The 18,788-nt window shown below is 65.1% G+C and carries 18 protein-coding genes and 1 riboswitch; of the genes, 6 read left to right on the plus strand and 12 right to left on the minus strand.

Annotated features, from left to right (window positions below; all coding sequences use genetic code 11):
• Positions 1 to 69 precede the first annotated feature (69 nt).
• The 5 genes from pxpB to NCR34_RS13300 all read left to right on the plus strand — a co-directional run bounded on the left by pxpB (position 70) and on the right by NCR34_RS13300 (position 4,347).
• Positions 70 to 723 (plus strand): 5-oxoprolinase subunit PxpB, encoded by a 654-nt coding sequence (gene pxpB / locus NCR34_RS13280; RefSeq protein WP_248320687.1) that lies wholly within the window; start codon positions 70 to 72, stop codon positions 721 to 723.
• On the plus strand, positions 720 to 1,751 hold the full coding sequence (locus tag NCR34_RS13285) for a 5-oxoprolinase subunit C family protein (protein ID WP_248320688.1): 1,032 nt from the start codon (positions 720 to 722) through the stop codon (positions 1,749 to 1,751). Before pxpB ends, NCR34_RS13285 begins: the two co-directional genes overlap by 4 nt.
• Positions 1,752 to 1,791: 40 nt before the next feature.
• Positions 1,792 to 2,538, plus strand: coding sequence for a 5-oxoprolinase subunit PxpA (pxpA, locus tag NCR34_RS13290; RefSeq protein WP_248320689.1), 747 nt, complete (start codon positions 1,792 to 1,794; stop codon positions 2,536 to 2,538).
• A gap of 136 nt (positions 2,539 to 2,674) precedes the next feature.
• Positions 2,675 to 3,394 carry a DUF969 domain-containing protein gene (locus tag NCR34_RS13295; RefSeq protein WP_248320690.1) on the plus strand — a complete coding sequence of 240 codons (720 nt, stop codon included), beginning with the start codon at positions 2,675 to 2,677 and terminating at the stop codon, positions 3,392 to 3,394.
• The gene (locus NCR34_RS13300) at positions 3,391 to 4,347 is read left to right on the plus strand and encodes a DUF979 domain-containing protein (RefSeq protein ID WP_206467199.1); all 957 of its coding nucleotides are present in this window, start codon (positions 3,391 to 3,393) and stop codon (positions 4,345 to 4,347) included. The genes NCR34_RS13295 and NCR34_RS13300 overlap by 4 nt, the downstream gene beginning before the upstream one ends.
• A gap of 21 nt (positions 4,348 to 4,368) precedes the next feature.
• Here the strand turns inward: NCR34_RS13300 and NCR34_RS13305 are convergent, their stop codons facing one another.
• From NCR34_RS13305 to NCR34_RS13355, 11 genes are all read right to left on the minus strand, one after another.
• Complete coding sequence (locus NCR34_RS13305) at positions 4,369 to 5,580, minus strand: TraB/GumN family protein (RefSeq protein ID WP_371747352.1); 1,212 nt, start codon at positions 5,578 to 5,580, stop codon at positions 4,369 to 4,371.
• Entirely contained in the window at positions 5,525 to 6,529 is a 1,005-nt protein-coding gene (locus NCR34_RS13310) for a peptide ABC transporter ATP-binding protein (RefSeq protein ID WP_175938490.1), read from the minus strand. Before NCR34_RS13310 ends, NCR34_RS13305 begins: the two co-directional genes overlap by 56 nt.
• The gene (locus tag NCR34_RS13315) at positions 6,526 to 7,557 is read right to left on the minus strand and encodes an ABC transporter ATP-binding protein (RefSeq protein ID WP_206467201.1); all 1,032 of its coding nucleotides are present in this window, start codon (positions 7,555 to 7,557) and stop codon (positions 6,526 to 6,528) included. Before NCR34_RS13315 ends, NCR34_RS13310 begins: the two co-directional genes overlap by 4 nt.
• 1 nt (position 7,558) lies before the next feature.
• Complete coding sequence (locus tag NCR34_RS13320) at positions 7,559 to 8,476, minus strand: ABC transporter permease subunit (protein ID WP_248320691.1); 918 nt, start codon at positions 8,474 to 8,476, stop codon at positions 7,559 to 7,561.
• A gap of 90 nt (positions 8,477 to 8,566) precedes the next feature.
• Positions 8,567 to 9,577: an ABC transporter permease subunit gene (locus tag NCR34_RS13325; protein ID WP_175938496.1), complete on the minus strand. Its 1,011-nt coding sequence runs from the start codon at positions 9,575 to 9,577 to the stop codon at positions 8,567 to 8,569.
• 123 nt (positions 9,578 to 9,700) lie between these two features.
• Entirely contained in the window at positions 9,701 to 11,332 is a 1,632-nt protein-coding gene (locus NCR34_RS13330) for an ABC transporter substrate-binding protein (RefSeq protein WP_175938497.1), read from the minus strand.
• 244 nt (positions 11,333 to 11,576) lie between these two features.
• Positions 11,577 to 12,416 (minus strand): methylenetetrahydrofolate reductase [NAD(P)H], encoded by an 840-nt coding sequence (metF, locus tag NCR34_RS13335; protein ID WP_175938501.1) that lies wholly within the window; start codon positions 12,414 to 12,416, stop codon positions 11,577 to 11,579.
• A gap of 27 nt (positions 12,417 to 12,443) precedes the next feature.
• Positions 12,444 to 12,797 carry a phage holin family protein gene (locus NCR34_RS13340; protein WP_175938503.1) on the minus strand — a complete coding sequence of 118 codons (354 nt, stop codon included), beginning with the start codon at positions 12,795 to 12,797 and terminating at the stop codon, positions 12,444 to 12,446.
• A gap of 84 nt (positions 12,798 to 12,881) precedes the next feature.
• On the minus strand, positions 12,882 to 14,303 hold the full coding sequence (ahcY, locus tag NCR34_RS13345) for an adenosylhomocysteinase (RefSeq protein ID WP_248320692.1): 1,422 nt from the start codon (positions 14,301 to 14,303) through the stop codon (positions 12,882 to 12,884).
• A 32-nt stretch (positions 14,304 to 14,335) separates the two neighbouring features.
• Positions 14,336 to 14,474, minus strand: a riboswitch (S-adenosyl-L-homocysteine riboswitch).
• A 102-nt stretch (positions 14,475 to 14,576) separates the two neighbouring features.
• Positions 14,577 to 15,299 (minus strand): LrgB family protein, encoded by a 723-nt coding sequence (locus NCR34_RS13350; protein WP_248320693.1) that lies wholly within the window; start codon positions 15,297 to 15,299, stop codon positions 14,577 to 14,579.
• A 10-nt stretch (positions 15,300 to 15,309) separates the two neighbouring features.
• Positions 15,310 to 15,765, minus strand: coding sequence for a CidA/LrgA family protein (locus tag NCR34_RS13355; RefSeq protein ID WP_248320694.1), 456 nt, complete (start codon positions 15,763 to 15,765; stop codon positions 15,310 to 15,312).
• A gap of 112 nt (positions 15,766 to 15,877) precedes the next feature.
• On the opposite strand from NCR34_RS13355, the gene NCR34_RS13360 reads away from it, so the two are divergent.
• Complete coding sequence (locus NCR34_RS13360; protein ID WP_248320695.1) at positions 15,878 to 16,828, plus strand: LysR family transcriptional regulator; 951 nt, start codon at positions 15,878 to 15,880, stop codon at positions 16,826 to 16,828.
• 41 nt (positions 16,829 to 16,869) lie between these two features.
• Here NCR34_RS13360 and NCR34_RS13365 read toward each other — a convergent pair whose 3' ends face one another.
• Complete coding sequence (locus tag NCR34_RS13365; protein ID WP_248320696.1) at positions 16,870 to 18,621, minus strand: OmpA family protein; 1,752 nt, start codon at positions 18,619 to 18,621, stop codon at positions 16,870 to 16,872.
• Positions 18,622 to 18,788 lie beyond the last annotated feature (167 nt).

Raw genomic sequence — 18,788 nt, forward strand, 5'->3', positions numbered from 1 at the left:
TCCGAGACGGCGTGGCGAAAGCGGTCTCCCACGAAAACGCCGCCGTGCTCGAAGGACACACTCGAACGCATGACCAGACCACGAATCTATCCGCTCGGCGAAAGCGCGCTCGTCTGCGACGTCGCGCCGCCCGCCACGATCGACTGCCAGCGCCGCATCTGGACGCTCGCGGATTACGCGCGCCTGCTGCCGCATGTCGTGGAAGTCGTGCCGGGCATGAACAATCTGACGATCGTGTTCGATCCGCTCGAGGCCGACTACGACAGCCTCGCGGCGCAACTCGACGCGCAATGGGACGTCGCGGGCCACGCCGACACCGAAGGCACGCAGATCGACATTCCGGTGCGCTACGGCGGCGACGACGGCCCCGACCTCGCGGCGCTGGCCGAGCACGTCGGCTTGTCGGTCGATGAAGTGGTGAAGCGTCACACGCAAGCCGAATACATCGTGTTCTTTCTCGGCTTCCAGCCGGGCTTCGCCTATCTCGGCGGGCTCGATCCCGCGCTGCACATGCCGCGCCGCCGCGAGCCGCGCCTCGAAGTGCCGGCGGGATCGGTCGGCATCGGCGGGGCGCAGACGGGCATCTATCCGGCGACCTCGCCGGGAGGCTGGCAACTGCTCGGCCGCACGGACGTGAAGCTCTTCGACCCGACTCGCAATCCGCCGACGCTGATGCAGCCCGGCGACCGCGTGCGCTTTATCGCCGTGGAGGTGCGCGCATGATCGACGTGATTCGCGCGGGCGTGCTCTCGTCGGTGCAGGATCTCGGCCGCCCCGGTTATCGGCATCTCGGCGTCAGTTCGGGCGGTGCGCTCGATGCGCTGTCGCTCGAAATCGGCAATCGCATCGTCGGCAACCGGCCGGATGCGGCGGGCATCGAAGTGACGTTCGGGCCGACCGTGCTGCGCTTCAAGCGCGCGACGCGCATCGCCATCACGGGCACGGACTTCGGCGCGACGCTCGACGACGTGCCGGTCTATTCGTGGTGGAGCCTGCCTGTTCGCGCGGGCCAGGAACTGACGCTGCGGGCGGCCAAGCGCGGCATGCGCTGCTACGTGTGCATCGCGGGTGGCATCGACGTGTTGCCGATGCTCGGCTCGCGCAGCACCGATCTCGGCGCCTGCTTCGGCGGACTCGGCGGACGCGCGCTGCGCGACGGCGACCGCTTGCCGGTGGGCGTGCCGCAGCCGCACAAAGGCATCGCGTTCTCGCCGGAAGAACCCGCGTTCGGCGTGAAAGCGCCCGCGTGGTGCAAGTTCGTTCTCGTCGATGAACCCGCGCGTCGCGGCCGCCACGCGCCCGGCCTCGCGTGGGCCGCGCCGATCCGCGTGCTGCGCGGCCCGGAGTACGCGAGCTTCACCGACGATTCGCAGCGCGACTTCTGGGACGACGAATGGACCATCACGCCGAACAGCAACCGCATGGGCTTCCGGCTCGCGGGCACGCCGCTGGAACGCCGCGCGAAGACGGAACTGCTTTCGCACGCGGTGCTGCCCGGCACGATTCAGGTTCCGCCGAACGGCCAGCCGATCATTCTGATGGGCGACGCGCAGACCACGGGCGGCTATCCGAAGATCGGCGCGGTCATCAAGGCCGACTTGTGGAAGCTCGCCCAAGTGCGGCTGAACGGCGGCGTGCGCTTCGTCGAGACATCGGTGGAGGAAGCGCGCCACGCGCTCGCCGAAGAACGCCAGTACGTGAGCCAGGTGGAAACGGCCATCGCGATGCACGAAGAACGCATCGGGCGATGAAGGACAACCCAACGCAACGACTACTTCAAACGACATCATCATGCAGATCGATCTGAACGCCGATCTCGGCGAAGGCTGCGGCTCCGATGAAGCCCTGCTCGACCTCGTCAGCTCCGCGAACATCGCGTGCGGCTGGCATGCGGGTGGCGCGACTGCCATGCGCGACTGCGTGCGCTGGGCGGTGCAAAAGGGCGTCGCGATCGGCGCGCATCCGAGCTTTCACGATCCGGAGAACTTCGGCCGCAAGGAAATGGACCTGCCGCCCGACGAAATCTACGCGGGCGTGCTGTATCAACTCGGCGCGCTCGCGGCTATCGCGAAGGCGGAAGGCGGGCGCATCGCGCACGTAAAGCCGCACGGCGCGCTCTACAACCAGGCGGCCAGGACGCCGGACATCGCGGATGCCATCGCCGCCGCCGTGCGCGACTTCGATCCGTCGCTGCTCGTCTTCGGTCTCGCGAACAGCGGCCTGATCGATGCGGCCCGGCGCGCGGGGCTCGTCGCCATCGAAGAAGTGTTCGCGGATCGCGGTTATCGCGCGGACGGTTCGCTGGTGCCGCGCAAGGAGCCGGGCGCGCTGCTCGACGACGAAGACGCCGTGCTCGAACGCACGCTCTCGATGGTCCGCGACCAGCGCGTGCAGGCCGTCTCGGGCGACTGGGTGCCGCTCAACGCGCAGACCATCTGCCTGCACGGCGACGGCGAGCACGCGCTGGCATTCGCCCGGCGCATTCGCGGCGCGCTGGCGGATGCGGGCATCGGCGTTCGCGCCGCTCAAGCCGCCTGAGCTTCATTGAAGCATCGAACGCCCCGCCTTGCCGGGGCGTTTTAGCAAGCGGCCGCAAGAGCCGATAGTCGTTCGCTGTCACCACGCGCCCGCATCGAGGCGCGATGTTTGAATCGACAAACCGTTTGGAGATCTCATGGCAACCGCAGTCAACTTATGGCCGCTCATCGGCGTGGCCGTCATCATCGTGGGCTTCGTGCTGCGTTTCAATCCGATGCTGATCGTGGCCGCCGCCGCGATCGTCACCGGCCTGGCGGCGCACTTTCCGCCCGAGCGCATTCTCACGGCCATCGGCAGCGGCTTTCTGAAGACGCGCAACATTCCGCTCATCATTTTGCTGCCGCTCGCGGTGATCGGCCTGCTCGAACGCCACGGGCTGCGCGAGCGCGCGCAGATCTGGATTTCGAGCATTCGCGCGGCGACGGCCGGGCGTCTCCTGATCGTCTATCTGCTCGTGCGTGAGCTGACGGCGGCGGTCGGGCTGACGGGCCTGGGCGGTCATCCGCAGATGGTGCGGCCGCTTCTCGCGCCGATGGCCGAAGGCGCGACCGAAGCGCGTCACGGCAAGCTCTCGGACGCCGTGCGCTTCAAGCTGCGCGCGTACGCGGCGGCGACCGACAACGTGGGCCTCTTCTTCGGCGAAGACATCTTCGTGGCGTTCGGCGCGATCGTGCTGATGGTCACGTTCCTGAAGGAAGCGGGCATCGTCGTCGAACCGATGCACGTCGCCGTCTGGGGCATCCCGACGGCCATCTGCGCGTTCCTGATCCACGGTTTCCGGCTGTGGCTGCTCGACCGCCGACTGACGCGCGAACTCGACGCACTGACGCGCAACGTCGCGGGAGAAAAGGCATGACGCTCACCATCAACTATCTGTTCTATCTCGTCGGCATCGTGCTCGTGGTCGTCGCGGGCATGATTCTCACGGACAAGTCGCATCCGCGGCGGCTGTCGGCGGGCACGTTCTGGCTCGTCTATGCGCTCATCTTTCTGATCGGCGACTGGCTGCCGGTGTCGGTCGTCGGCGTGCTGGTCGTGGCGATGGCGCTGATCGCGGGCTTCGGCGGCGTCACCGGCGCGAAGCCCAAGATGCTCTCCGAGGAAACGCGCCGCCAGAGCGCCATGCGTCTCGGCAACAAGCTCTTCGTGCCCGCGCTGACGATTCCCGTCGTCACCGTGATCCTCACGCTCGGCGCGAGCCATCTCGTGTTCGGCGGCAAGCCGCTGATCGAACTGAAGAACGTGACGCTGATCGGCTTCGGCATCGGCTGCGTGATCGCGCTGGCGGTGGCGTGCGTGATGACGCGCGATACCGTCGGCCAGTCGATGCGCGAAACGCGCCGCCTGATCGACGCGCTTTCATGGGCCGCCGTGCTGCCGCAGATGCTCGGCATGCTCGGGCTGGTGTTCTCGGATGCGGGCGTCGGCAAGGCGGTCGCGCACGTCACGACGGCTTACGTAAACATGGATTACCGGCTCGTCGCGGTGGCGGTGTACTGCATCGGCATGGCGCTTTTCACGATGGTGATGGGCAATGGCTTCGCCGCATTTCCGGTGATGACGGGCGGCGTCGGCGTGCCGATTCTCGTCGGCGTGTTCCACGGCAATCCCGCGACGATGGTCGCCATCGGCATGTTCTCGGGCTACTGCGGCACGCTCATGACGCCGATGGCCGCGAACTTCAACATCGTGCCGGCCGCGCTTTTGGAGTTGCCGGACAAGAACGCGGTCATCAAGGTGCAGGTGCCCACCGCGCTGACGTTGCTGATCGTGAACATCTTCTTGCTGAACTGGCTGATGTTCATCTGATGCGGCGGTCGCGCTTGGGTGTCAGGAAGGCGCGACCACGAACCCGCGCTTTCTCAGCAACTCGAGCACGCCGCGCGGCCCACCGAGATGCAGCGCGCCGATGGCCACGAACACCGGCTTGTCGGGCGCGGCGAGCTGCACCATCCGCGCGACGAAGCGCCGGTTGCGCTCGTAGACCACGCGGTTGTCCACTTGCGCGGCGAGCGCCTTCGACCGCGCGAGCTTGCTGCTTTTCGCGTCGTCCCAGGCTTTGAGCGCGTCGGCATCGCCAATACGCCATAGCCGATGCAGCTCCTTCACGTCGGCGATGTTCTCGGCTGGCGTCTGCACCAGATCTTCCGCGAGCATCTCGCGTTGCTGCGCGGAGCTGAGTCGCGTGAACGTCGAAATCTGCTCGTTCAACGTTTCCAATCCGACGATCTTCCCGCGCACGCGCAGATAGACGTTCTGCAATTGCGCCTCGGTGCCGTACTCGCTCTGGAAGCCGGCCTTCAGCGTGTCGTAGGTTTCGATGAGCATCGACGCGAGCCACGGCCGCGTATGCCGCAGTTCCTTGAGCGCCGCCGGATTGCTGCGCATGCGCGCTTCGACTTTCTTCCACATGGAATCCGGCAGATAGTCGATCAGGCATTCGCTATGGCACATGCCATAGCGGTTCACGTCGTCTTGCGACGACAGCAGTTCGTCCGGGGAGATTTCGAGCGCGAGGGTCGGCGACGCATAGAGCGCCGCGAGAATGGGCTGGCGGAAAGGCTGCTCGGGCGGATAGTCGCTCGCGAAACCGACGTGCAGCGTGCCGAGCACGTAGAGCGTCGTCGCGCCCTTCGTCGCGACGTAGAACGGCATGTGCGGCGGCTGCGCGCGCACGGGGCCGCTCGCCGTGGTGCCGTTGCTGCGATCCACGCGCGACGGCTGCGCGGGCGGATCCGGAACGTCGGTCGCGCTGGCTTCGCCTGCGGGTTGCGGCGTGCCGCCCGGCGGCGCACGCGATCCCGTGACGGCGAAACTCGCGGGTGAAACGACGGCGCAGATTGCGGCCGCCATCGTCCATGCCAGAACCATGCATCGCGCGCGAGCAAACAACGCCGCGACCCACAGCGCCGCGCAGACCGCGAGCGCCGCCGCACTCGATGCAACGCGGCGCGCCCGGTCAGCGACCGGCCGCGCCGCCTGCGATTCAGGCGTCGCCTTCACCGACCTCCTCGGCGCGATGGCACGAGACCTGACGGCCATCGACCACCCGCAGCGCCGGCTCCTCGACGCGGCACCGCTCGATCGCATACGGGCAACGCTGATGGAACGTGCAGCCCGACGGCGGATTGAGCGGCGACGGCATCTCGCCTTGCAGCTTGATCTTGATGCGCCGGTCTTCCTCGAAGATCGCGGGCGTCGCGGACATCAGCGAGCGCGTGTACGGATGTCGCGGATTCGCGAAGATCGTCTTCTTGTCGCCCAGTTCAGCAATGCCGCCGAAATACATCACCATCACATCGTCGGCAATGTGCTCGACCACCGACAAGTTGTGCGAAATGAACACGTAGCTCGTGCCGAACTGCTGCTGCAGATCCATGAACAGATTGAGAATCTGCGCCTGAATCGACACATCGAGCGCCGACACGGGTTCGTCCGCGACCACGATCTGCGGATCGAGAATCATCGCCCGCGCGATCGCCACGCGCTGACGCTGCCCGCCCGAAAACATGTGCGGATAGCGCGACGCGTGCTCGGGCCGCAAGCCGACCGTGCGCATCATCTGCGCGATGCGCTCGGCGCGCTCCGTCGACGAGAGCTTCGTGTTGATCGCGAGCGGCTCGCCGAGCGTCTGCTCGACGGTCTTGCGCGGATTCAGCGAGGCAAACGGGTTCTGAAACACCATCTGCACGCGCTGACGCAGTTCCGCAATTTTCGCCTTGCTCGCGCCCGCGACGTCTTCGCCTTCGATCAGCAGCCGGCCGGACGTGGGCGCTTCGATCATCGTTAATTGGCGCGCGAGCGTGGACTTGCCGCAGCCGGATTCGCCGACGACCGCGAGCGTGCGACCGCGCTGCAATTCGAACGACACGCCGTTGAGCGCCTTCACCGTGCCTTGCGTGAACATGCTGCGCTTTACGGTGTAGTGCTTCGTGAGCCGGTCGGCGGCGAGCACGATGTCCTGCGTCTTCTCCTTCGGTACGGCGTTCATCGCGCGCCCTCCTCGACAATCTGCGCCTCGCGTTCGGCGCGCACCGCCTGCGCGACTTCCTGCGCCACATTCAGCGGCTTGATGCAGCGCGCGCGCACGGCGGCATCGCGCGCGTCGAGCTGATACAGATGCGGCCTGCCCTTCCAGCAGTCATCGACCACATACTTGCAGCGGGGCGCGAACAGACAGCCGCTCGGCCGGTCGTCGCGGCCCGGCACCATGCCCGGCAGCGCAGCGAGCCGCGCCGCGCCGCGGCTGTGCTCGGGAATCGCGGCGAGCAACGCCTCCGTGTACGGATGATGCGGCTCGCTGAAAATGGCCGGCACGTGGTTCGTCTCGATGATCTCGCCCGCGTACATGACCGCGACGCGCTGCGCGACCTCGGACACGACCGCCAGATCGTGCGAAATCAGCACGAGCGCCATGCCGCGTTCCTTCTGCAAGCGCACGAGCAGTTCCATGATCTGCGCCTGAATGGTCACGTCGAGCGCGGTGGTCGGTTCGTCCGCGATCAGGAGCTTCGGATTGCACGCGACCGCCATCGCGATCATCACGCGCTGATTCATGCCGCCCGACATCTGATGCGGGAACGTGTCGATGCGGTTCTTCGCGTCAGGAATGCCGACCTGATCGAGCAGTTCGAGAGCGCGCTTGTTCAGCGCATCGCCGCGCAAGCCTTCGTGCAGTCGCAGCACTTCCTTGATCTGATAGCCGACGGTGTAGCTCGGGTTCAGGCTCGTGAGCGCGTCCTGAAAGACCATCGCAATATCCTTGCCGATGATCTTGCGGCGAGCCCGCGCCGATGCCTTCAGCAGGTCGTGGCCGTCGAAGGTGATCTGATCGGCGGTGACTTTGCCGGGATGATCGATGAGGCCCATCAGCGCCATCATCGTGACGCTCTTGCCCGAGCCGGATTCGCCCACGACGCCGACCACTTCGCCCGGCTTCACGGATAAATTGATGCGATCGACCGCTTGCGTGCCGCCGAACGTCACCTGCAGGTTACGGATAGTCAGTAGATCGGTCATGTCATGCCATCCGTTTCAGTTTCGGATCGAGCGCGTCGCGCAGCCCGTCGCCGAGCAGGTTGATGACGAGCACCGAGACGAGAATCGAGAGGCCGGGCATCGTCACGATCCACCATGCGCTTTCGATGTAATCGCGCGCCGAGGCGAGCATGGCGCCCCATTCCGCCGCGGGCGGTTGCACGCCGAGGCCTAGAAAGCCGAGCGCGGCGGCATCCAGAATCGCCGATGAAAAACCGAGCGTCGCCTGCACGATGAGCGGCGCGGCGCAGTTCGGCAGCACTTGCGAGAACATGAGCCGCGCGGTGCTCGCGCCCGCCACGCGCGATGCCGTCACGTATTCCTTCTGCAATTCGCCGAGCGCGGACGCACGCGTGAGACGCACGTAACCCGGCAGCGCGACGATGGCGATGGCGAGCATCGTGTTGACGAGCCCCGGCCCGATGATCGCGACGACAGCCACCGCCAGCAGCAGCGACGGCAGCGCGAGCAGCACGTCCATCACGCGCATGATCGGCGTGTCGAGCCAGTGGAAGAACGCGGCCATCAGCCCGAGCACGACGCCCGGAATGAGCGCGAGCACCACCGACACGAAGCCGATCCAGAACGACAGCCGCGCGCCGTACATGAGGCGCGAGAGAATGTCGCGGCCCGCTTCGTCGGTGCCGAGCAGGAACATGCGGTTGCCGCCGTCGAGCCATGCGGGCGGGATTTTCACGTAGTCGCGATACTGCTCGATCGGGCTATGCGGCGCGATCAACGGCGCGAAAATCGCGATGAACAGCAGCACGAGCACGATGATGCCGGCCGCGACCGCGCCGCGATTGCGCGAGAAGTTCGCCCAGAACTCGCGCGCCGCGACCATGCGGCCGGACGGCGGCGTCAATGCGCCGGGCGGGATATTGTTTTGAACGTCAGCCATTCGTTATGCCTCGCGCCGAACCGCCTCAAATGAGGCATGCGCCCCCTTGGGGGGCAGCGAACAAGTGTGAGCGTAGGGGATCATGTTTCCTCAGCGAGTATGGCGAATGCGCGGATTCAACACGCCGTACAACAGATCGACGACCAGATTCACGACGATCACGAGCGTCGCGATCATCAGAATGCCGCCTTGCACGACCGGATAGTCGCGGCGCGAAATGGCGTCGATGAGCCACTTGCCGACGCCCGGCCACGAGAACAGCGTCTCGGTCAGCACCGCGCCCGCGAGCAGCGTGCCGACCTGCAAACCGATCACGGTCACGACCGGAATCAGCGCGTTGCGCAGCGCATGCACGACGACCACGCGCAACGGCGAAAGGCCCTTTGCGCGCGCGGTGCGGATGTAGTCTTCGCGCAGCACTTCGAGCATCGACGAGCGCGTCATGCGCGCGACGACCGCGAGCGGGATCGTGCCGAGCACGATGGTCGGCAGAATCAGATGCGAGAGCGCCGACGTGAACGCGCCTTCGTCGCTCGAAAAGAGCGAGTCGATCAGCATGAAGCCGGTGACGTGCGGGATGTCGTATTCCACCGCGATGCGACCCGACACGGGCGTCCAGCCGAGCTTCGCCGAGAAGAACATGATGAGGATCAAGCCCCACCAGAAGATCGGCATGGAGTAGCCGGTGAGCGCGGTGCCCATCACGCCGTGATCGACCGCCGTGCCGCGCTTGAGCGCCGCCGCCACGCCCGCCGGCAAGCCGACGACGAGCGCGAAGATCATCGCGCAGATGGACAGCTCGACGGTCGCCGGAAAGCGCGCCATGAATTCGCCCATCACGCTCGTATTGGTGATGATGGACGTGCCGAGATCGCCCTTGAGCGCGTGGCCGACATAGTGGAAATATTGAAGCGGCAGCGGCTGGTCCAGCCCGAGGCGCTTCATGGCTTCGGCGTGGGCCGCCGGGTCCACGCCCCGTTCGCCCATCATGACTTCGATGGGATCGCCCGGGATCAGGTGGATGAGCGCGAACGCGAGAATCGTAATGCCGATGAACGTCGGTATCACCATTCCTATGCGTCGCAAAACGAATCGGAACATGATCGCCCTTTGGTTCGTTCTTGGGGATAAATACGCTACCGGCGGCCGGATCGTTTGATCCGCGCCGCCGGACGTGTTTCGACTAGTTAAGGTTTAGTGCAAAAAGCATTCCGCCAGCAAGACTTACTGCAGGCCGACGCCATCGAAACGCACATAGCCGAGCGGCTCGATCTTCATGTTCGTCACCTTCTTGCTGACCGGTTGATAGACGGTCGAATGCGCGATCGGCGAGAACGGCAGTTGTTGCGCGAAGATCTGCTGTGCGTCGGTGTACGCCTTCGTGCGCGCGGCGACATCCGTGGTCGAGCGGCCCTTCACGACGAGATCGTCGAACGGCTTGTAGCACCACTTCGAGAAGTTGCTGCCCTTCACCGCATCGCAGCCGAGCAGCGTGCCGAGCCAGTTGTCGGGGTCGCCGTTGTCGCCGGTCCAGCCGATCAAGAGTGCGTCGTGTTCGCCCGCGTGCGCGCGCTTCAGATACTCGCCCCACTCATACGACACGATGTTCGCCTTCACGCCGATCTTCGCCCAGTCGGCCTGAATCATTTCAGCCATCAGACGCGCGTTCGGGTTGTAGGCGCGCTGCACGGGCATGGCCCACAGCGTGATTTCGAAGCCGTTCGGGAAACCCGCCTTGCTGAGCAGTTGCTTGGCCTTCGCAGTGTCGTACGCGTTTGCCTTCAGGTTCTTGTCGTAGGACCACTGCGTCGGCGGCATCGGCGCGGTGGCCGGCTGGCCCGCGCCCTGATACACGGAATCGATGATCGCCTTCTTGTTGATCGCCATGTCGAGCGCGCGGCGCACGTCGGCGTTGCCGAGATTGCTCTTCGTCACGTTATACGCAACGTAGCCTTCGTTGAAGCCGGCCTGCGACGGCGTATCCACATTCGATGCCGACTTCAGCGCCGCGATATCGCCCGGGCGCGGATAGCTCATCACCTGGCACTCGTTGCTCTTCAGCTTCTGCACGCGCACGGCGGCGTCCGGCGTGATCGAGAAGATCAGCTTCGAAATTTGCACCGCGTTCGGCTTCCAGTAGTCCGGATTGCCGTCGAAGCGGATGGTCGCGTCCTTCGTATAGCTGCGGAAGATAAACGGGCCGGTGCCGAGCGGATACTGGTTGATGTCCGCGGCCTTGCCGTCCTTCAGCAGCTTGTCCGCGTATTCGGCGGAGAGAATGGACGCGTACTCCATCGCCATGTTCTGAATGAACGGCGCGCTCACTTCCTTCAGCGTGAACTTGACGGTGTACGGGTCGACTTTTTCGATCTTCGAGATCAGCTTGTCGAGGCCCAGGTCCGTGAAGTACGGGAACTGCACGTTGTACGCCTTGCGGAACGGCTGGTTTGGGTCGAGCATGCGGTTGAACGTGAAGAGCACGTCGTCCGCGTTGAATTCGCGCGTCGGCTTGAAGTAGGACGTCGTCTGGAACTTCACGCCGTGACGCAGATGGAACGTGTACGTCAGGCCGTCCGACGAGACTTCCCACTTTTCCGCGAGACCCGGTTCGACTTTCGTGCCGCCGCGCTCGAATTCGACGAGGCGGTTATACACGGTGAACGTGTTCGCGGTGAAATCGGTGCCCGTGGTGTACTGCGCGGGATCGAAACCGGCGGGGCTGCCTTCCGAGCAGTAAACAAGCGTTTTGTTCGGGATTGCCGCGTTCGCGGCGCTCGCCGCGAAAAGCGTTGCCGTGGCGACGGCGCCCATGAGCGCCGACATGCGGGCGACTCGCAACAGGCCATTTTTCTTCATGTTTCCTCCAAGTCAATGCCAGCTTTTGGCCGGCGTAGCGCGATCTTACTTGATCGCGTCCACCGCCTTGTTAGCGGACGAAAATGCCGGCCGCAACACTAGCACGAACAAATGTTACGCGCGTGGTGGGTTTTCTCCACTTTCCACGTGGTGGATTGCGTCGGAGCGCGAAACGTCGGGCGTGCGGGAGGAAATGAAGAACCGCGCGGCGAGCGCCGCGCGGGTGATGCAAGAAACGCGAGATTCAGGCGCTTTGAAAACCGAGCCGTTCGCAGATCGTCCTGGTCGCGGCCGCGCCGTTGAGCGTGTAGAAATGCAGGCCGGGCGCGCCGTCGTCGATCAGGCGGCGGCACAGGCCCGTTACCACGTCGAGACCGAATTCGCGAATGGACTCGCGGTCGTCGCCGTAGCTTTCCAGACGCCGCGCGATCCACCTCGGCACTTCCGCGCCGCACATGTCCGAGAAGCGCATGAGCTGCGAGAAGTTCGTGATCGGCATGATGCCCGGCGTGATGGGCACGTCCACGCCCAGCTTCTTCGCTTCGCCGACGAACCGGAAGTACGCGTCCGCGTTGAAGAAGTACTGCGTGATCGCGGCGTTGGCGCCCGCCTTCACCTTGCGCGCGAAGTTTTCCATATCGGCGCGCGGCGAACGCGCTTGCGGATGAAACTCCGGATACGCGGCCACCTCGATATGGAACCAGTCGCCGTGCTCCTGGCGAATGAACGCGACCAGTTCCGACGCATAACGTAGTTCGCCGAATTCGCCCATGCCCGAAGGCAGGTCGCCGCGCAACGCGACGATATGGCGAATGCCGTGCTCGCGGTACGCGCCGAGAATCGCGCGCAGGCTTTCGCGCGACGAGCCGATGCACGATAGATGCGGCGCGGCCTGCAAGCCTTCGGCCGCCATTTCGAGCACGGTATCGAGCGTGCCTTGCTGCGTGGAGCCGCCCGCGCCGAACGTTACGGAGACGAACTTCGGCGCGAGCTTCGCGAGCTCCGCGCGCGAGGCGCGCAGCTTCTGCACGCCTTCCTGCGTCTTCGGCGGGAAAAACTCGAATGAGAGTTCGATGGGTTTCATGATGATGTGTGGCACAAAGCGCGGCGGCTAGCCGAAGTTGCGCTGCCCGAACACGAGCGCCGACAGAAGCCACGACACGATGCTGTACAGAATCGAGCCGAAGAACGCCGACCAGAAACCCGAGACCTCGAAACCCTTCAGCAGCGACGAGCACAGCCAGAAGCACAGCGCATTCACCACGAGGATGAAGAGGCCGAGCGTGAGGATGGTCACCGGCAACGTCAGGATGATGAGAACCGGACGCAGCACGGCGTTGATCAGCCCGAGCACCACCGCGACAATCAGCGCCGTGCCGAAACTGCGAATGTGTATGGACGGCACGAGATAGGTGATGATCAGCAGCGCGAGCGCGTTGATCAGCCATGTCAGCAGCACGGTCATCGAGGGTTCTCCGGTTTGTCGTCGTTCGGGCAAAGCGCGGCGCGGATGCGTGCGCATCCGCGCCGGCCCCGCCGCCGCGTGCGATTAATAGCGGTAGTGGTTCGGCTTGAACGGACCGTTCTTGTCGACGCCGATATAGCCTGCCTGCTCGTCCGACAGCACGGTCAGTTCCGCGCCGATGCGGCCCAGATGCAGGCGCGCGACCTTCTCGTCCAAATGCTTCGGCAGCACGTACACCTTGTTCTCGTACTTGTCGCCTTGCGTGAAGAGTTCGATCTGCGCGAGCGTCTGGTTCGTGAACGAGTTCGACATGACGAACGACGGATGGCCCGTCGCGCAGCCGAGGTTCACGAGGCGGCCTTCGGCCAGCAGAATGATGCGCTTGCCGTCCGGGAAGATGATGTGATCGACCTGCGGCTTGATGTTGTCCCACGTGTACTGGCGCGTGGAGGCAACGTCGATTTCCGAGTCGAAGTGACCGATGTTGCAGACGATCGCGTTATTGCGCATCGCCTTCATGTGGTCGTGGTTGATGACGTGGTAGTTGCCGGTCGCCGTCACGAAGATGTCAGCCTTGTCGGCGGCGTATTCCATCGTCACGACGCGGTAGCCTTCCATCGCGGCTTGCAGCGCGCAGATCGGATCGATTTCCGTGACCCACACGGTTGCGCCCAGACCGCGCAGCGATTGCGCGCAGCCCTTGCCCACGTCGCCGTAACCAGCCACGACCGCGATCTTGCCCGCGATCATCACGTCGGTCGCGCGCTTGATGCCGTCCACGAGCGACTCGCGGCAGCCGTACAGGTTGTCGAACTTCGACTTCGTGACCGAATCGTTCACGTTGATGGCCGGGAACGGCAGGCGGCCGTCCTTCTCCATCTGATACAGGCGATGCACGCCCGTGGTCGTTTCTTCCGTCACGCCCTGAATGTGCGAAAGGCGCGTGGAATACCACGTCGGATCGGCGTCGAGGTGACGCGCAATCGACTTGTACAGCGCGACTTCTTCTTCGTTCGTCGGCTTGGCGATGACCGAGCGGTCCTTCTCCGCCTTCGAGCCGAGAATCAGGAGCAGCGTGGCATCGCCGCCGTCATCGAGAATCATGTTGGCGAATTCGCCATTCGGCCATTCGAAAATGCGATGCGAGAATTCCCAGTACTCGTCGAGCGATTCGCCCTTGAACGCGAACACCGGCGTGCCGCCGTCGGCGATGGCGGCGGCGGCGTGATCCTGCGTCGAGAAGATGTTGCACGACGCCCAGCGCACGTCCGCGCCCAGCGCCTTCAGCGTTTCGATCAGCACGCCGGTCTGGATGGTCATGTGCAGCGAGCCCGCGACGCGCGCGCCCTTGAGCGGCTGCTGCGCCTTGTATTCTTCGCGGATTTGCACGAGACCGGGCATTTCCGTCTCGGCGATGTCGAGTTCCTTGCGGCCCCATGCGGCGAGCGACATGTCGGCGACAACGAAATCCTGGGTGGTGTTGGAATCGAGAACTGCGGCGTTCATCACGCCCTCCTTTCTAAAAAAGACTAGAAATGTTGACGTGAGCGCCGTTCGAATGCGGTGGCTCGGGGGCGCTTTTTAGGGCGCTTTGGAACCGTCCGGATTGAATGCCACCGAGCCTGGCGGATGAGGCTTGCTGCAAGCCGCTCAACCGTCGCAACGCTCCTCGGGGGCGAGTGACGATTGTAGCAAAGTCTTATTGGATCGTTTGCGTTTCAGCACACGCTGATTCGAATCATCGACGCCGCGTGAGCCGCATTTTACCGATGCGCGCGCCTAGAACGGCAGCGCGGAGAGCGCCGGCGCGAGCAGCACCATCACGACGCCCGCGATCATCATCGTAAGGCTCGCGACCACGCCTTCTTCGCTGCCGAGTTCGCGCGCTTTCGCCGTGCCGACGCCGTGCGCCGCCGCGCCGAAAAGCGCCCCGCGCGCGAGCCGCGTGCGCAGCGGCACGAGCGCGAGCACGATCTCGCCGAAGAGCATGCCGCAGACGCCCGTCGCGATCACGAAAAGCGCGGTGAGGTCTTTCGGCGCGTGAATCTTGTCGGACACGGCGAGCGCGAACGGCGTGGACACCGAGCGCGTCGCGAGGCTGCGCTGCAATTCCGGCGACAGATGCAAGAGCTTCGCGAGCGCAAGCGATCCGCCCACGGCAACCAGAATGCCGACCGTGACGCCGACCGTCAGCGAGATCCAGTGGCGCTTCAGAAGCGCGCGGTATTCGTAGATCGGCACCGCGAACGCGACGGTGGCCGGGCCGAGCAGCCACATGAGCCAGCGCGTGTCGGCGAAGTAGACCGAATACGGAATGCGCGCGGTCGTGACGATCAGCGCGAGCACGGCCGGCGCGGAAAGCATCGGCGTGAGCCACGGGCTGCGGAATCGCGCGTAGAGACTTTTCGACGCGAAGTACAGCGCGACCGTCAGCACGAAGCAGCCGGCGGCGATGAGGCGCGCGGCGTCGTCGGCGAGAAGCGAGGCGTAGAAGTGGTGCATGGCCGCGTGCTCAGGCGCGCGCGTGACGGGCGACGAGCGCGCGGCGCAACGCGAGACGACGTTCGAGGCGCGCGGCGCGATCGACGGCGAACGCGACGGCGACCATCACCATCAGCGTGCCCGCGACTACGACGAGCGCGAGCCGCCAGCCGTCTTCCATGAACAGGCCGCCGTACTGCACGGCCGCGACCGCTGCGGGGATGAAGAACAACAGCATGTCGCCAAGCAGCCAGTCCGCGCCCGCCTTCACCCAGCGCGGCGCGACGCCGCCGCAAAACAGCAGCGCGAGCAACGCGACCAGACCGACCACGCCGCCCGGCACCGGCAACGCGAGCTTGCGCGCGACGAAATCGGCGACGAACCAGATCACCGCGATGCCGCCGGCCTGCACCGCGACGCGGGCGAACCGGCTGATAGCGGCGCGAGCAGTGTTGGCGGTGCTTGCATTCGAAAGGACGGCGGACATGGCGTGGTGTGCGATTAGGGTTAACCTGTAGCCGAGTATAGAGCCGTCGTTTCCATAATAAAAATGACTTAACCTTATTCACTTCATTCCAATCCGGAATCCGAGGCCGATCATGGAACTGCGCGCATTGCGGTATTTCGTCGAAGTCGTCAAACAGAAGAGCTTTACCGCTGCCGCCGAGCACATGTTCGTCACGCAGCCGACCATCAGCAAGATGGTGAAGGCGCTGGAAGACGAAGTCGGCTCGCCGCTGCTGTTGCGCGAAGGCCGGCAGATGGTGCTGACCGATGCCGGGCAGATCGTCTACCAACGCGGCGTGGACGTGCTCGCGGCGCACGCGCGGCTGGAGGCGGAACTGAATGACCTCGGCACCTTTGGGCGCGGCACGCTCACCATCGGCATTCCGCCGATGGGCGGCTCGCTTTTCACGCCGGCCATCGCGGCGTTCAGGCGGCGGTATCCGAAAGTCGAGCTGAAGCTGTTCGAGCGCGGATCGAAGGCGATCGAGGCCGCGCTGATGGATGGCGAACTGGAACTGGGCGGCGTCCTGCAACCCGTCGATACCGATATGTTCGACGTGCTGCCGGTCAGCCGTCAGTTGCTATGGCTCGTCGCGCCGAAGGGCGCGCGCTGGGAAGACGTGCGCGAGGTGCCGCTGGCGGATCTCGCCGCCGAGCCGTTCGTGTTCTATGGCGAAAGCCTGGCGCTCAACGATATCGTGATGAACGCGTGCCGCGCGGCGGGCTTCACGCCGACCATCGTCGGGCGCAGCGGGCATTGGGATTTCATGGCGGCGCTAGTGCAGGCGGAAATCGGCATCGCGCTGCTGCCTGCGCCGTATTGCCGACGCCTCGACACCGACGCGTTCACGTGCCGGCCGGTTGTCGCGCCGGAGATTCACTGGGACATGGCGCTCGGCTGGCGGCGCAACGGCTATCTGTCGCATGCGGCGCGAGCGTGGATCGAGGTCGCGCGGGAAGTGCTGCCCGCCAACCTCGATCAGGACTTCTTGGCCGATGGATTCGCCCGCAGGCGGGGCAAGAAGGCGGATGCGGGCGGCTGATCTTCGTTGCGAAGCAACGCGCCCGTCTTGCTCGACCCGCTTCAGTTCACTTCCGTGAACTCGATACGGCGATTCGCCATGCGGCCCGCCGGCGTCGAGTTGTCGGCGATCGGATTGACTTCGCCGAGACCCTCGGCCTTCAACGAACTGGCCGGAATGCCGTGCTTCACCAGATAGCCGCGCACGGCTTCCGCGCGCTTCTTCGACAGTTCGACGTTCAGCGCCGCGCTGCCGGTGTTGTCGGAATAGCCGGCGATTCGCAGCATGATGGGCGCGCCGTGGGCGTCGCAGTCTTTCAGCGCCTGCGCCGACTTCGCGAGCGCGGCCATCGCGCTGGCGGGCGGCGTATTTGAACCGGTGCGGAAGTGGATGGGCTTGAGGTTCAGCATTCGCGCGATGGCGGGTGCGGAGCACGTTCCCGCAGTTGCCGCAGCGGATGCAGGCGCGGCCGCCGATGCTGCGGATGCCGCCGATGCCGCCGCCGCATTGGAAGCCGCCGCGTCCGCCTGCGCCGAAGCGAGACCGATGTTCCAGCCCGAGCCGAACAGCGCCTTCAGCTTTTCCAGCCAGCCGAGTTTGGCGTCAGCGGCCTTGCCGGCCAGTTCTATCTTGTCGCCGTCTATCTGCACGCGCGCGCCCGGCAGCGTCATCACGGGCACGAGGGTGTCGAGCTTGTCGAGCCATGCCGAAGGCTTCGTGTCCGGGTCGACCGCGACGTTCGCGTGGAACTTGTCCGCGCCGAACTTGGCCGACATCAGGTCGATCAGCCGTTGACGCTCCTCGTCGCTACCGACGGTCGCCTTGACGGTCGGCACGCCCGACGCATCGACGGTGATCGCGGCGAGCGCGTTCTTGCTCGGCAGCAGCGTCGGCATGGACGCCTGGCTGGCCACGGCCGCGCCGCTCGCCACAGCGTCGGACGACGCGGCAGCAACAGCGGAATCCGAAGCCGCCCCGGAAGCCGACCCCGAAGCCGACGCGTCCGCTTGCGCATCGTGCGCGGCGTCCTTGTGCTTCTCTTCCGTCGAACAGCCGCGCGCGACCAACGCCGCGAACAGCGCGAGCGCGGCGGCGTTCGCCACCCACAGCCACTTCCGCTTGTTCGACTTGTCCTTGTTTTCCTCGGTCTCGGGCGCGGGGTACAGGTCGCTGTGAATCGGGAACGCGGCGGCTTCCTGCGTGGACGGATGCTCCAGATGCGACGACACTGCCTTCAGCCGCGACGCCACCCCCGCCAGAAACGCGCCGACCGAGCCGAGACCAAGTGCCTGCGCGAAGGCGTCTGTCATGTTCGCGCGAACGACCGGCAACTGGTGCCCGAGCAGCGTGGGCAACTGGCCGACCTGACCGTTGTGCTGCGTGAAGTGACGCTTGAGCAGCCCGAGAATGGTCGCGCCGACCACGCCGGCCAAGACGCGCGTGACGTGCGCGGGCACGCCCGAATATTCGGCGATGCGTTCGCTGAGCGCGTTGACGTTGTCGTGCGAGGCAACCGCGCCGTCCACCGATGCGCTCGTGGCCAGCAGCGTTTGCATGCCGTCGTCGTTCAGCACGAAGTGCGGCAGTTCTTCGGCGATATGCGTGTTGACGGCCGGCGACATGACCGCGTTGAACAGATTGCGCGCGCCGTCGAGCGACGACGCCTTGTTCATCATGGAGCCGATGAGCGCAGGCCCGCACAGCGACACGACGCGCTTGGCGGATTCGGGCGCGCAGCCGACGCGCGCGGCGAGATGCTGCAACACGCTTTCGTTCAAAGCGCCCTGCACCGACTGATTGAGGTTGATGCTCATTGAGAAGACTTCCAGAAATGCGTTGTTGCACCGGGCCGAGCGCCCGACTCAGGCCGAACGATTATAGGTTCGGGGTCCTGCAAGTCGGCATGGCGGACTGAACAATCGGATTTGTCTCAGCTCTCGTGCCTTTAGGACTGCGCCTCAGAAAACTTGTCGCCGCTGTG

Source organism: Caballeronia sp. GAWG1-5s-s (genome assembly GCF_023631445.1).
In the GTDB taxonomy this organism is placed as follows: domain Bacteria; phylum Pseudomonadota; class Gammaproteobacteria; order Burkholderiales; family Burkholderiaceae; genus Caballeronia.